Annotated in this window: 13 protein-coding genes; 4 read left to right on the top strand and 9 right to left on the bottom strand. The window is 72.8% G+C overall.

The genetic code is table 11. From position 1 onward, the window contains the following. Positions 1-70 precede the first annotated feature (70 nt). From ACFWE2_RS02580 to ACFWE2_RS02565, 4 genes are read right to left on the bottom strand one after another with little or no spacing between them, the layout of a single operon-like run. Positions 71-829 (bottom strand): SDR family NAD(P)-dependent oxidoreductase, encoded by a 759-nt coding sequence (locus ACFWE2_RS02580; protein ID WP_377222640.1) that lies wholly within the window; start codon positions 827-829, stop codon positions 71-73. Then, the gene (locus tag ACFWE2_RS02575) at positions 826-1,881 is read right to left on the bottom strand and encodes an NADPH:quinone oxidoreductase family protein (protein WP_377222639.1); all 1,056 of its coding nucleotides are present in this window, start codon (positions 1,879-1,881) and stop codon (positions 826-828) included. Before ACFWE2_RS02575 ends, ACFWE2_RS02580 begins: the two co-directional genes overlap by 4 nt. A 3-nt stretch (positions 1,882-1,884) precedes the next feature. Then, complete coding sequence (locus ACFWE2_RS02570) at positions 1,885-2,511, bottom strand: TetR/AcrR family transcriptional regulator (RefSeq protein WP_377222638.1); 627 nt, start codon at positions 2,509-2,511, stop codon at positions 1,885-1,887. A gap of 41 nt (positions 2,512-2,552) precedes the next feature. Next, the gene (locus ACFWE2_RS02565) at positions 2,553-3,335 is read right to left on the bottom strand and encodes an SDR family oxidoreductase (protein ID WP_377222637.1); all 783 of its coding nucleotides are present in this window, start codon (positions 3,333-3,335) and stop codon (positions 2,553-2,555) included. A gap of 150 nt (positions 3,336-3,485) precedes the next feature. Between ACFWE2_RS02565 and ACFWE2_RS02560 the strand changes: the two genes are divergently transcribed. Next, positions 3,486-4,109 carry a QsdR family transcriptional regulator gene (locus ACFWE2_RS02560; protein WP_377222636.1) on the top strand — a complete coding sequence of 208 codons (624 nt, stop codon included), beginning with the start codon at positions 3,486-3,488 and terminating at the stop codon, positions 4,107-4,109. A 259-nt stretch (positions 4,110-4,368) separates the two neighbouring features. Here the strand turns inward: ACFWE2_RS02560 and ACFWE2_RS02555 are convergent, their stop codons facing one another. Next, the gene (locus ACFWE2_RS02555) at positions 4,369-5,082 is read right to left on the bottom strand and encodes a hypothetical protein (protein WP_377222635.1); all 714 of its coding nucleotides are present in this window, start codon (positions 5,080-5,082) and stop codon (positions 4,369-4,371) included. Next, positions 5,079-5,825, bottom strand: a complete 747-nt coding sequence (locus ACFWE2_RS02550) for a GNAT family N-acetyltransferase (protein ID WP_377222634.1) — start codon at positions 5,823-5,825, stop codon at positions 5,079-5,081. Before ACFWE2_RS02550 ends, ACFWE2_RS02555 begins: the two co-directional genes overlap by 4 nt. A gap of 95 nt (positions 5,826-5,920) precedes the next feature. Here ACFWE2_RS02550 and ACFWE2_RS02545 point away from each other — a divergent pair, with 95 nt between their 5' ends. Continuing rightward, on the top strand, positions 5,921-6,457 hold the full coding sequence (locus ACFWE2_RS02545) for a YbhB/YbcL family Raf kinase inhibitor-like protein (RefSeq protein WP_377222633.1): 537 nt from the start codon (positions 5,921-5,923) through the stop codon (positions 6,455-6,457). A gap of 10 nt (positions 6,458-6,467) precedes the next feature. Next, positions 6,468-7,046, top strand: a complete 579-nt coding sequence (locus ACFWE2_RS02540) for a YbaK/EbsC family protein (RefSeq protein ID WP_377222632.1) — start codon at positions 6,468-6,470, stop codon at positions 7,044-7,046. Between the two features lie 14 nt (positions 7,047-7,060). On the opposite strand, the gene ACFWE2_RS02535 is transcribed toward ACFWE2_RS02540, so the two are convergent. The 3 genes from ACFWE2_RS02535 to ACFWE2_RS02525 all read right to left on the bottom strand — a co-directional run bounded on the left by ACFWE2_RS02535 (position 7,061) and on the right by ACFWE2_RS02525 (position 11,681). Continuing rightward, the gene (locus ACFWE2_RS02535; protein WP_377222631.1) at positions 7,061-8,551 is read right to left on the bottom strand and encodes an extracellular solute-binding protein; all 1,491 of its coding nucleotides are present in this window, start codon (positions 8,549-8,551) and stop codon (positions 7,061-7,063) included. Position 8,552: 1 nt separating this feature from the next. Beyond that, positions 8,553-10,562 carry a VWA domain-containing protein gene (locus ACFWE2_RS02530; protein ID WP_377222630.1) on the bottom strand — a complete coding sequence of 670 codons (2,010 nt, stop codon included), beginning with the start codon at positions 10,560-10,562 and terminating at the stop codon, positions 8,553-8,555. Between the two features lie 141 nt (positions 10,563-10,703). Continuing rightward, positions 10,704-11,681, bottom strand: coding sequence for a siderophore-interacting protein (locus tag ACFWE2_RS02525; protein ID WP_377222629.1), 978 nt, complete (start codon positions 11,679-11,681; stop codon positions 10,704-10,706). Between the two features lie 305 nt (positions 11,682-11,986). Here ACFWE2_RS02525 and ACFWE2_RS02520 point away from each other — a divergent pair, with 305 nt between their 5' ends. After that, the gene (locus tag ACFWE2_RS02520; protein WP_377222628.1) at positions 11,987-12,808 is read left to right on the top strand and encodes an MHYT domain-containing protein; all 822 of its coding nucleotides are present in this window, start codon (positions 11,987-11,989) and stop codon (positions 12,806-12,808) included. Positions 12,809-12,847: the final 39 nt, after the last annotated feature.

Genomic DNA, 12,847 nt, shown 5'->3' with positions numbered 1-12,847 from the left:
CGGCCGGTATGTCACCGGCACGGATAGCCCTGGCCACCGGCCCCACGCCTACCCGACGCTCATCCGCCCGTCACCGGTGCGGGATCCCGCTCGTCATACCGCCGTCCACCACGATCTCCTGCCCGGTGATCCACGCCGACGCATCGCTCGCGAGGAACAGGATCGTCCCGGCGAGGTCGTCGGGCACGCCCGGCCGGCCGAGCGGGATCACCAGGGCGTCGGGGTCGATCCGTGCGCTCATCTCGGTGCGGATCAGGCCGGGGTGCACCGAGTTCACGCGTATGCCGTCCTTGCCGAGCTCCACGGCGAGCGACTTGGTCAGGCCGCGCACCGCGAACTTGGAGGCCGTGTACCCGTGCAGGCTCCAGCTCCCGCGCAGCCCCTCGACCGAGGAGATGTTGATGATCGAGCCGCGCCCGGCCGCCTTCATCGTGGGCACCACCGCCCGGCAGCCCAGGAACACGCCGGTCGCGTTGACCGCCATCACGGCGTTCCACTTGGCGAGCGTGAAGTGCTCGATCGGCGCGGCGTTCGCGATGCCCGCGTTGTTGACCAGCACGTCCACGCCGCCCAGCTCGTCGACCACCCGGCCGACCACCCGGTCCCACGCCTCCTCGTCGGTCACGTCCAGGTGCACGAACCGCGTCCGCTCCCCCAGCTCGTCGGCCAGCGCCTGACCCTCGGCGTCCAGCACGTCGGTGATCACGACGCTCGCCCCGGCGTCGTGCAGGATGCGCACGTATGCCTCGCCGATGCCGCGAGCGCCGCCCGTCACGAGCGCCACCCGGCCGGTCAGGTCGTGCATCGCGGCGACGCTCGGCCCGGTCATGCGGCCACCTCCCCGCCCGCGGCGTCCGTGGCGCCCGCGCCGTCGCCGCCGATCACCGCGTCGTCCGCCACCCGGACCACGAGCCGGCCCGTCGTCGCGCCGCCGGCCAGCCGCGTCACGGCGGCGGGCGCCTGGTCGAACCCGACGACGTCGCCCAGCACCGGGCGCACCACGCCGCCGGCGGCGAGCCTGTCCAGCTCGGCGTGGGCCGCGTCCACGAGGTCCGGGCGGCGTTGCTGGTACAGCGCCCAGTGCAGGCCGAGCACCGAGTAGTTCTTCACGAGGGCGAGGTCGGCCCGGACCTTCGGCATCCGCCCGCTCGCGAACCCGACCACGACGATCCGGCCCTCGAACGCGACGCAGCGGGTCGAGCGCTCGAACGAGTCGCCGCCCACCGGGTCGAACACCACGTCGACGCCGGGCTCGCGCAGCTCGGCGACCCAGTCGTCGTCGCGCAGGAACACCTGGTCCGCGCCCGCGGCGCGGGCCGCCGCCACCTTGGCCGCGCTGCCCACGACGCCGACCACGCGCGCGCCGGCCGCCCTGCCGAGCTGGCACGCGGCCGTGCCAACACCGCCCGCGGCGGCGTGCACCAGCAGCGTCTGGCCGGACCGCAGCCCGCCTCGCTGGTGCAGCCCGAACCACGCGGTCTGGTACGCGATCGTCAGCGCGGCGGCCTGCGCGTCGTCCAGGGCCGACGGCGCCGGGTGCACCGCCTGGGCCGGCACCGTCGCGTACTGCGCGAGCACCCCGATCTTCGAGCCGACGACGCGGTCGCCGACCCGCACCCGCTCACCCTCGGTGACGCCCTCGCCGAGCGCCACGACGTCGCCGCACAGCTCGATCCCCGGCACGAACGGCAGCTCGGGCCGCTCCTGGTACTCGCCGCGCGCCAGCAGGACGTCGGGGAAGTTCACCGCGACGGCCCGCACGCGCACCAGCACCTCACCGGGCCCCGGCTCGGGGACCGGGACGTCGTGCAGCTCCATGACCTGCTCGGGCTCCCCGTGGGAGACCACCCGCCACGCCTTCATCGCCGTGGGTACGCTCACGCGTCAGTCCTTCCCTGAATCCTTCGATACCGCGCCCTGTGCCGTCGCCCTGATGCCCCGCAGGAACAGCTCGGTGAGCTGCTCGGCCACCTGGCCCGCCGTCAGCGGCCCCGCGGGCGAGTACCACTGGGAGAGGTAGTGCACGTCGGAGAAGAAGTGCGCGATGAGCATGGCCGTCGGCACGTCGTCGCGGAACACGCCCTCCTGGATGCCGCGCAGGAGCAGCGCCTCGAACTCCTCGTGGTACTCGCGGCGGCGCCGCTTGACCTCCGCCTGGCGGTCCGGCATGAGCATGTGCTGGCTGCGCGTGAAGACCGTGCCCTCGGGCAGGAACTCGATGGACGTCGAGATCACGTCCACGCAGACCGCCCGCAGCACGTCCTCGACGCGGTCGCCCCGCTCGGCGCCCGCCGCGACGATCTCGTCGAGGCGCGCCTTCTGCAACGACAGCAGCCGGTCGTAGATCGCGAACAGCAGGTCGTCCTTGGAAGCGAAGTAGTGGTACATCGCCCCCTTGGTGACGCCGGCCGCCGCGACGATCTCCTGGACGCTCGTGGTCGCGTAGCCCCGCGTGGAGAAGAGGTCGAGAGCCGCTCGCAGGACCTGGTCCTGGACGTTCATGGTGCGCATGGGCTCATCCTTCACCGTCGCCACCACATTCACCGGCCGGCTCACAGGGCGGTCCGCACGCTCGCGCCGCCGTCGACCAGGAGCGTCTGGCCGGTGACCCACGCTGCGTCGTCGGACAGGAGGAAGGCCGCCGGGCCCGCGACGTCGTCCGGGACCCCGAGCCGGCGCAGCGGGTAGGCGGCCGCCGCCTCCTCCTCGCGGCCCTCGTACAGGGCGCGGGCGAGCCGGGTCTTGACGACGGCGGGTGCGAGCGCGTTGACGCGGGTGGTCGGGGCGAGCTCGTCGGCGAGCTGGACCGTGAGGTTGATCAGGGCCGCCTTGGAGACGCCGTAGAAGGCGATGTTCGGGCCGGACGCCGTTCCGGCCACCGACGCCATGTTGACGATCGACCGGAGCGGGGCTTCTGCGACCGCCTCCCGGGTCCACTCCAGGGCCGCGATCACGTTCACCTCGAGGATCTTGCGGGCGACCTCCGTGTCGAGCTCGGTGAGCGGCCCGTAGGCGGGATTGATCCCGGCGTTGTTCACGAGGTGGTCCAGGCGCCCGAAGCGTTCGATCGCCCGGCCGACGGCGTCCGCGCGGTGCTCGGCGTCGTCCGCCTTGCCCGCGATGCCCAGGGCACGGTCCGGGCCGAGCTCGGCGACCGCCTCCTGGAGCGTCTCGGCGCGGCGTCCGGTGATCACCACCCGGCCGCCCTCGGCCACGATGCGGTGGGCGACCGCGAGGCCTATCCCCCGGCTCGCACCCGTGACCAGGGCGACCCTGCCCTCGAACCTCTGCCCCGGGCCGTTCCCGGCCCCACCGGCGACGACGTCGTCAGCCACGCGTTTCCTCCGTACCGTCTGGTCGGTTTGCGACTGCACCGTAGCACGCCCTCGTCCCGGCGGGATAGAGTGCGTGGCTTCCCGGATGTCCTGTATGCATCGTTCTGCATATTGTTGCAACCGGCCTCCGGTAGCGGTTGGATGGCTGCCATGACAACGACGTCGATCGCGACGGTCGGACTGGAAGCCGCGCCGAGCCCCCTCTCGGCTCGGCTGGCCACGCGCCCCGAGGCGCAGCGGGTGCTGGACCTCGCGCGCAACACCTTCATCGAGGGCTACCGCATCGACATGGGTCCGCTGGCCGCGCAGCTCGGCGTCGACCGCACGTCGGTGTTCCGCTGGGTGGGCAACCGGGACGCGCTGCTCAGCGAGGTGCTGTGGTCGCTCGCCGTGCCGACGCTGGTGCAGGCCGAGCGCGCGAACGAGCACCTGACGGGCGCCGAACGCCTGGCGGGGACGCTGACCACCTTCGCGCACGACCTCATCGTCGCCGACTACTTCCGCGCGTTCCTGCGCAGAGAGCCTGCCCGCTCCCTGCGACTGCTCACCACGGCTGACAGCCCCATCCAGCGGCGGTTCGTCGCGACCGTCGAGTGGCTGGTGGTGCGTGACCTCGGCGAGCGGCCGTTCGGCGGCACCATCACCCCCGGGGAGCTCGCCTACCTGCTGGTGCGGGTCTCGGAGTCGCTCACGTACGCGGACCTCATCACGGGCGACGACCCGAGCCCGGAGCGGGCGAGGACGGCGTTCCGCCACCTGCTCCGGGTGAACTGACGGCCTGGACCCACGGTTCAGCAGGCCCAGGCGAGCCATAACCCCCGGGGTTACGGACTCTGTGGGCCTGTTGAACGCAGGTCAGCCACGGACAGTCCCCTGGCGGCGCCGTCACTCGCGCGCCAGCCGCTTGACGCAGCGGCGGACCGGGAGCGGCACCGGGCCCGCCGGGATCGGTCCTTTGCTCTGAGATCGGTCGGTTGATTGACCGATCTCAGAGCAAGGGACCGAAGTCAGTGAGTTCGGTCGTTTGCTCAGGTCAGCGACGGACCGCTTGCTGACGCATCACGATGTGCTCAGCCGGGTCCTCGCCGAGGGCGCGGAGCGCTTGGGCGAAGGCCTCGACCGTGGCGCGGCCGGGGTTCTTCCGGTCGGCCTTCTCGGGCTGGATGACGACGGACGCCGACCGCTCGTCGTCCGAGACCTCGATCGCGTGCACCACCGTGTCAGGACTCTGCGCCGGCCACTTCTGCTTCGGCAGGTCGCTGGGCGCCACGCGGACCCAGCCCGGAACGCGCGGGACCCGCCACCGCGGCTCCAGGTCGCCAGGAATCCAGACCGCGACGCCTTCCTGCTGCACGACGAGGCCGACCAGGCCGCCATGGCCGATGCGGTCCGTCGACACGCCGGCGGCTGTCGCCCGGGCGAGCAGGTCGCGCGGCTGGAGTCCCACGATGATCGGGACATGCGGGTGCTCGCGAGCGAGGAACCGTTGGAACTCCTGGTGGAACTGGCGGTTCGCCCGGCTCATCGACTTTGTGACGGCGACTGCGGCGCCGATCCCCACCACCAGCACAGCCAGGAGAAACCAGAGTTGCGCGAGGTTGCCGGGCTCGAGGATGCCCTCGGAGCCCAGAGACTCGACGAGAAGCCGCACGGCCAGGACCAGCAGACCGATGACACCCAGCACCATCGTGCCGAGCCGGACACGGTTCACGGCGTGCTCGAGGTCGACCAGCTTACGGTTCGTCACTCGCCCGCCAGCCGCTTCACGTAGCGGCGGACCGGGACCGGCACCGGGCCCGCCGCGGTCTCCGCCTGGTAGTCGAGCGGCCCGGCGTCCGCCCAGCCCTGTCGTTCGTAGAACCGTCGCGCCCGCCCGTTGCCCGCCACGACGGCGAGCCAGGCCTCTGTGTATCCCGCCGCGGCGACCCGGTCCTCGCCGTCGGACAGGAGGTGGGCGGCGAGGCCGGAACCGCGGTGTGTCGCCGAGACGAACACCTGCTCGACCTCGTCGTCGTGGACGGTGACGAAGCCGACGACACCGCCGTCGGCCACGGCCACCGTCGTGCGCGGCACCCGGCTCGCCGCGCGGGGCCCGAACGACTCGCGCGTGCGGACCGCCTCGAGCGCCGGCGGGACGAGACCGTGGTGCCCGTCGCCCCAGGCGGCGTGCCAGACGTCGGCGATGCCGGGCGCGTCGTCCGGCACCGCCTGCCGGAGCTCGGTGTGCCGCACGCGCAGCGGCGCGACCAGGAACCGGTCCTCGTCCTCGAACACCACCGGCTCGGTACGCCAGCCCGGGCCGGCGAACCCGACGAGCGCCGCCGCGTCCCGCCACCGGCTCACGTAGGTCAGGGTGTCCGGTCCGACGACGATCTCGTCGCCGAGGAAACCGTCGAGCGTCGCGAACCCCGTGACGCCGGCCTCGATGAAGGCGCGGAACTCGTCGAGCATGCCCTGCCGCACCAGCGCGGTGGAGGATCTGATGATCATGCGCCGATCATGGTGTACCGGCCGTGGTCCGGACCAGCACCGCCGACGCGGCGCAGTCGCTGGCAACCGGCCCGGCGATTCGGCAGAGTGGGGGCATGGACTTCACTCGCCCCTACCCGCCGGACCCCTACACGCTGCTACCAGCCCCCGCGACCTTCTCGCTCACCAGCAGCGACCTGACCGACGGCGAGCGCATGCCGGACGCGCACGCGGCGCACGACCAGAACATCTCCCCGGCGCTCGAGTGGAGCGGCTTTCCCGACGGTACGAAGTCGTTCGTGGTGACCTGCTACGACCCCGACGCACCGACGCCGATGGGCTACCACCACTGGACCGTCGTCGACCTCCCTGCCTCCGTGACGTCCCTCGACACGGGAGCCGGCACTCCCGACGGCTCCGGCCTGCCCGCCGGTGCGTTCCACACGTACAGCGACGGCCACACCCCGGGCTTCGAGGGCGCGGGCCCGCCGCCCGGCGACCACCCGCACCGGTACATCTTCGCCGTGCACGCGCTGGACGTTGAACCGGGCGAGCTGGGGCTCGGCCCGGACAGCACCAACGCGCAGGTGGCGTTCAACGTGTACTTCCACCTGCTCGGGCGCGCCACGCTCACGGCGACGTACAGCCGGTGAGGGGCGACCGATGAACGAGAACACCACGCTGCCCACTCTCGGCGACCTCGTCTGGGCGCCCGCGCTGGAGCACCCGGAGCTCCTCGCCGAGCCGGTGCTCGCCGCCCTGACCGCCTGGGCCGACGCCGACCCCCGGGTCGCCGCCCAGGTCGCCGTCACCGAGATCGATCCGGAGCACGCCGAGACGGCGACGCTCAACGAGCTGCACGACCTGCCGCCCGAGGCGTCGGCCAACTGCGTGCTCGTGGCCGGCAGGCGCAACGAGGAGGAGCGCGTCGCGGCCTGCGTCGTCCCCGCCAGCACCTTCGCCGACGTCAACAAGCGGGTGCGCAAGCTGCTCGACGTGCGCAAGGCGTCGTTCCTGCCGATGGACCGGGCGGTGGCCGACTCCGGCATGGAGTACGGCGGCATCACGCCCGTCGGGCTGCCCGCGGGCTACCGCGTGCTGGTCGACTCCCGGTTCGAGCAGGAGGGCACGACGGCGCTCATGGGCTCCGGCGTCCGCCGGTCCAAGCTGCTCATGCCGGGCCCACTCCTGTGCGCGATGCCGGGCGTCGAGGTGATCGAGGACCTCGGCATCGAGCGCTGACCCCTTGGTCGGCGTCAGTCCGGGGTGATCTTGCCGTCCATGGCGGCCTCCATGCGGTCGGCGAACTCAGCGGCCTCGAACCGGATGCCGCCCGGGGACAGGACCGCCCGGACGTAGCGCCGGAACTCCTCGCTGAGCTCCACGTAGTGCTGCAGGCGGGGGCGCGGCGAGGCCCCGACCATGGCCAGGCGAAGCGCGTCGTTGGCCTTGCGTTCCGGCTCGTTGGTGCCCTCGACGCCCTTGCCCGTCGCGTAGTCCACGAGCGAGGCGGCAAGCCCGTCCGTCTCGGGCTCGCGCGCCCAGGGCGCCTCGGGGTCGCGGTACGGCGCCTCGCGGCCCGCCGCGAAACCGCCGCGCTCGAAGATGAGCTGGTGGCTGCGCTCGTTCGTGAGGAACTCGGCCAGGCGCCGGGCCGCCACCGGGTACCGGGAGGCCGCCGCGACCGCGAGGCTCTGCCCGCCGAGCACACCACCGCCCGGCACGGGCATGAACCCGACCCGGAAGGGCGCCGCGTCGCCGCCCCGCAGCAGGCGCAGCGCCCGCGGCCAGTGCCGCAGGAACACCGCGCGGCCCGCCGCGAAGGCCGCCAGCGAACCCTGCTCGTCGAACGCGAGCGACGCCGCCGTGCCGCTCGGACCGTCGGTCGACTCGCTCAGCCGCCGCGACAGGCTCTCGATCGTGTCACCGATCCGGTCGACGTCCTCGAAGACCGGGCGGCCCGTTGCGTCCACGGACACGGCGCCCGCCCCCAGCAGGATCTCCCACAGGTTGACCGTGAACCCCTCGTAGTCGGCGAGCTGCAGGGCGATCGCGGTGTCGATGGGTGGCCGGCTCAAGCCGTCCCCGCCGCCTACCTTGGCGAAGACCTCGTGCGCGAACGTGTCCAGGCCCGCCCACCCCCCGTCCAGCGGGATCGGGTCGGTCGTGGGCACCTCCTGGTCGTAGAACTCCGCGATCAGGTCGAGGTTGCAGTACAGCAGGCCGACGTCGGAGTTGAACGGCAGCGCGTACGCCGCGCCGTCCCAGACGCCGGCCGCCCACGGCTCGCCGAGGAACCCGTCCCCCGTCAAGCCGTCGAGCACCCGGAGGTAGCCGCTCTGCGCGAACTGCGGCACCCACGGGATGTCGAGGTTGTAGACGTCGTAGCCGGGCTCGCGGGCCTGCGCCGCCGACAGCATGGTGCTGTAGGCGCGGTCCGCGTTGCTCGACACCTCGACGATCCGCGCGGGGTGCTTCTCGTGCACCCGGTTCCAGAGCTCCACGAGCAGACGGCGCTGCCCGCCGTCGGTCTCGTCACGGCCGCTGAGGATGGTGAGCTGGTCACCCGGGGAGAACGTCTCCATCTCGGCGGCCCCGCCGAACAGTCGCTCCAGGCCCAGCGGGAGCCCGGCCCCGGCCAGGAGCCCCGCCGCGCCGCCCACGATGAAGCCCCTGCGCGTGATCACGCCGTGCGTGCCGCTGCCCGCCCCGACATTCGCACTGCTGCCCGCCGCACCCCCGGTCACGTCACCGACCTCCCAGCTGCCCGAACAGGCCGGCCAGCGTGCCCTCGAGCTCGCCGAACGAGGTGTCCCAGCACTCGCCGTCCCACTCCGCCGCGATCCGCCGCAGATCGCTCACCTGGCACGACGCCTCCCCCACCGCCACGACGTAGACCCGGACGCCCGCCGCGGCCTCCGTGCGGGCCGAGCGCATCAGGTCCGACGCCGTCAGCTCCGCACCGGGTCCGTCGCCCGGGTGGTTCTCCCCGTCCGTCAGGACGACCAGCGCGGTGAGGTGCCTGCGGGAGGCGCCGTCCGGATCCAGCCGGACGAGCTCCGACGTCGTGGCGTCGATCGCGTCGTAGAGCGGTGTGTGGCCTTCGGGCCGGAGCTCGTCGCGCAGCAGCTTGGGCGCCTCGCGCCTGGCCTCCTCGCTCCCGGTCACGTCGAGGACGGGCCGAGGGCTGGACCCCGCGTTCCCGGAGAACGACCAGATACCCACCTCGTCGGACCCGCTGAGGTGGTCGAGCGCACCCAGCACACCGCGCTCGGCGACGTCGATGCGCAGCCGGTCACCGTCCGCCGGCCTGCCCATGGAGGCCGACGAGTCCACCAGCACCAGGACCCGCGCCGGGCGACGAGCGGCACGGTACTGCTCCTCCATCGCCAGCACGCGGGTGTCCGCGACGATCCCCGCACCGGTCTCGACCACCGTGTCCGGCAGGCCGGGCAGCGGCCCGTCGTCGCCCGACGGCGGACGTCCGTCGACGCCGCGCACCCGCACCCGCCGGTCGAGGGCTTCCTGCCCGTCGCTCGTCCCGAGCCATTCGACGAAGGCCGCCGCCGCGGCGGCCCTGCGCCCGGACGGCTCGGCGTCCGCCCAGGTCAGCTCCACGGCCTGGTAGTCGAGGCCGACGGCGGCCTCCGGGTAGAACGGGACCAGGGTGCCGTCGCCGGCACCGGCAGCCCGCGCCGGGCAGGCCGCGCCCCGGTCGACCATCGCGCGCTCGCTGGTCAGCACCGCCACCCGGGGTGGCTCCTCCTCGGACAGCTCGTCGAGCCGGCACAGGAGCGCGCCGTCCGTCCCGAGCGGCAGGCCCGCCCGCTCCAGGGCGTGGCCCAGGTCGAGCTCCAGCGCCTCCCGGGCCGCCGGCTCGGTCCCGGCACTTCTCGATCCGGCGTAGAGGCGCTCGGTGTGCAGCGCGGCGGCGAAGGACGCGTCCGGATTGCCCCGTACGACGTCGAGCCCCGCCGCCCCGGCCGCCGCCATCAGCTCCTGGACCGTGTCGCCGGTCCCCGTCGTCGCACGCAGGGCCTGCGCATGCGGCTCCGGCACCGCGAGCACCAGCGGTGAGCCCGCCACGAGCGTCCGGCCGGAGACCGTGAAGCCGGTGCCCGCGCCGCGCGGCGGGGCCACGATGTCCACCTGCGCCATGGACTCGGCCAACCAGGCGTCCGGCCGGGGCCCGAGGTCCAGCGACGCCGCGCCGTCCTGCCCCGCCGCCGCGCCCCAGCCCGACTCGAAGGCCGCCCGGAGCGCCGGCCAGCCCATGCCGAACGTGGTCACGTGGTACCGGGGACAGGAGAACGGTGTGACCGAGTCCCGCTCGAAGGCGTCCGCCACCGCCGCGAAACCCGCGGCGCCGTCCTCCGGCACCATCACCGCCACCTCGGTCGGGTCCTCGCAGGACCGGGCCGACTGCAGCGCCACCGCCGCGCCGGTCGAGCCGGCCAGCACGACCACCGTCACCACCGCGACGACGATCCGGTGGCCCTTCGCCCACGTCCACGCCGCCGCGAACCAGCGCGCGTAGGTCCGCACCCGGACGAGGCCGGCCAGCCCGGCCAGGAAGAGACCGACGGAGACGACCAGCAGGACGATCTGCGTGCCGCGGTCGACGACGCCCATCGCGGCGGTGCAGATCCCCGCCACCGTGCCGAACACCGCGAACACCGTCGTCCGGTGGTCCCCCCACCACGGCCGGGAGCCCTCCCGGCGCTCGGTGTTCTTTGCAGGCTGCCCCGTCGCACCCATACGTTCCTCCCGAACGTCAGGGTCCGATATTTACCACATTGACCTCGGGCTTTGCGGGTTCAGCGCAAAGCCGGGTCGATATCGGGTCCCTGCGTCCGGGAGGAATGACGCGTATCGGCGGCGGCTCGACACCGCCGGGAATCAGTTCTCCGCGCGGCCCTTGCGCCAGTAGCCCATGAAGGCCACGGACTTGCGGTCCACCTGGCACTCGCTCACGAGGTAGCGGCGCAGCGTCTTGATGACGCCGGCCTCGCCCGCGAGCCACGCGTACAGCACGGTGTCCTGCGCCAGGGGTCGGCCCGCCTCGTCGACCGGCACCTCCCAGAGGATCCCCGTGTCGATGTCGACGTCCTCCACCTCGGCGGACAGGTCCACCCCGGCGGCGGTCAGCGCGGGCGTGGTGTCCGACGACGGGCGGACACCCATCGCGAGCAGCCGGTCGGCGGCGTCCTGCACCGCGGGGATCAGCACCTCGCCGTGCTCGCGCCCGTCCCGCGCCAGCCAGTGCACGCGCACGCCCTCCGGCGCACCGAGCGTCCAGCCGTCCTCCGGGTGCGGCACCTCGAGGAAGACCTCGCCGACGGCGTCGGCGGGCAGCGACTCGCAGATCGCGGCGATCGCCGGCACCGCGGTCTCGTCACCGGCCAGCAGCAGCGCGTGGCTGGACGCCGGCGGGGCGAACTCGACGCCACCGTGGATGCCGTCGTACTCGGCGTTGGGGCCCATGATGACCAACGGGTCGCCCGCGGCCGCGCTCAGCGCCCAGCGCGACGCCGGCCCGGTGTCACCGTGCATGACGACGTCGACGTCGACCTCGCGCAGGTCCTGACGCACCGTGCGGACCGTGTAGGTGCGCATCGGGTTGCGGTGCTCGTCCGGGAGCGAGCGCCAGGCGGCGTACCAGTCGGGGTCGTCGCGGCGCAGGGCGTCCCAGCCGCCCTGCGGGGACGGGAGGAGGAGCTTGATGCGCTGGTCGCGGCCGTTGTCCGCGAACTTGTCCAGGTCCGGCCCGCGGAACGTGAAGCGGACGAAGGACGGGCACAGGCGCGTCACGCGCGCTACCTCGACGTCGAACATTCGCGAGGGCTTGGCTTCGAGCCCCTCGGTCTGGGTGGTCACGACGGTGAGCCTAACCTAACTTTGTGCGCCCTGTGTCACCCCTCCCCGGCGGCGGACAACACCTTCGAATGGCCCTCCGGCGCCGTGTACCACGAATGGTTCATGGGCGTGAAACAGGATGGCCAGGTTCCGGGAAGATCACCCCTGTCAGTGGGAAATTAACCCTGTACAAAGGGTGCATCTTGCCCCTCTGACCTCTTTACTTGGTACCGATCGGCCTGGACGACGATCTGGCACCGCGCCGTCGGCAACCCGTCGTCACGGAAGGCCGCACGCTTCCCTCGTACTCGCTGGAGAGCCTCACCATGATCGACCACTTCGCGCTGGGCTGGGTCACGCCCATCCTCTCGTTCCTGCTCTCGTGCGCCGGGTGCGCAGTGGGGCTGACCTGCACGGCGCGCGCGCGTGTCTCCCACGGCCTGGCGAGCATCGGCTGGCTCGCGATCGGCGCCGTCTCCATCGGGGGCACCGGCATCTGGGTGATGCACTTCGTCGCCATGCTCGGCTTCCACATCCGGGGCACCGAGACCCGCTTCGACGTCCCCCTGACGATCGCCAGCGGCCTGCTCGCCATCGCGGTGGTGGGGCTCGGCCTCTTCATCATCCGGACGGAGGGCGTCGGGCCGTTCACGCTCGTCGCCGGCGGCATCGTCACCGGGCTCGGCATCTCGGCGATGCACTACCTCGGCATGCGCGCCCTGCACGTGGGCGTCGAGGTCACCTATGACATCCCCACCGTCGTCATGTCGGTGATCGTCGGCATCGTCGCCGCCACCGCGGGCCTCTGGCTCTCGGCGAAGGTGCACAACTTCGCCGCGGGCGCCGGCGCCACGATCATCATGGGGGTCGCCGTCTCCGGCATGCACTACACGGGTATGGCCGCCATGCGGGCGGAGGTGGTCACCGGCACCGTCATCGTGCCGGACGGCGGTGTCTCCGTCGCCGCGCTGCTCGGCCCGCTGATCATCGGGGTCACGATCAGCACCATCCTGCTGCTCCTGGTGGTCGGTCTGGCGCCGAGCGCCGCCGAGCTCGAGGCACAGGAGAAGTTCAAGGGCTGGCAGGGGCGGCAGGAGGAGATCCGGCGCGAGGCGGCCGAGCCGCGGCGCAGGTCCCAGCTGCTCTGAGGGCTGGTGCTGCGTCCTGGAGGGGCGCTGGTGCGGCGT

It is taken from the genome of Promicromonospora sp. NPDC060271 (assembly GCF_042726755.1).
In the GTDB taxonomy this organism is placed as follows: domain Bacteria; phylum Actinomycetota; class Actinomycetes; order Actinomycetales; family Cellulomonadaceae; genus Promicromonospora.
Note: the sequence above shows the minus strand (reverse complement) of the source record. Positions and strands in the feature narration are given on the sequence as shown.

Coding starts and splice junctions, on each gene's coding strand:
- ACFWE2_RS02560 (WP_377222636.1), top strand. CDS start 3,486: ATGACAACGACGTCGATCGCGACGGTCGGACTGGAAGCCGCGCCGAGC.
- ACFWE2_RS02550 (WP_377222634.1), bottom strand. CDS start 5,825: ATGATCATCAGATCCTCCACCGCGCTGGTGCGGCAGGGCATGCTCGAC.
- ACFWE2_RS02570 (WP_377222638.1), bottom strand. CDS start 2,511: ATGCGCACCATGAACGTCCAGGACCAGGTCCTGCGAGCGGCTCTCGAC.
- ACFWE2_RS02545 (WP_377222633.1), top strand. CDS start 5,921: ATGGACTTCACTCGCCCCTACCCGCCGGACCCCTACACGCTGCTACCA.
- ACFWE2_RS02580 (WP_377222640.1), bottom strand. CDS start 829: ATGACCGGGCCGAGCGTCGCCGCGATGCACGACCTGACCGGCCGGGTG.
- ACFWE2_RS02530 (WP_377222630.1), bottom strand. CDS start 10,562: ATGGGTGCGACGGGGCAGCCTGCAAAGAACACCGAGCGCCGGGAGGGC.
- ACFWE2_RS02540 (WP_377222632.1), top strand. CDS start 6,468: ATGAACGAGAACACCACGCTGCCCACTCTCGGCGACCTCGTCTGGGCG.
- ACFWE2_RS02520 (WP_377222628.1), top strand. CDS start 11,987: ATGATCGACCACTTCGCGCTGGGCTGGGTCACGCCCATCCTCTCGTTC.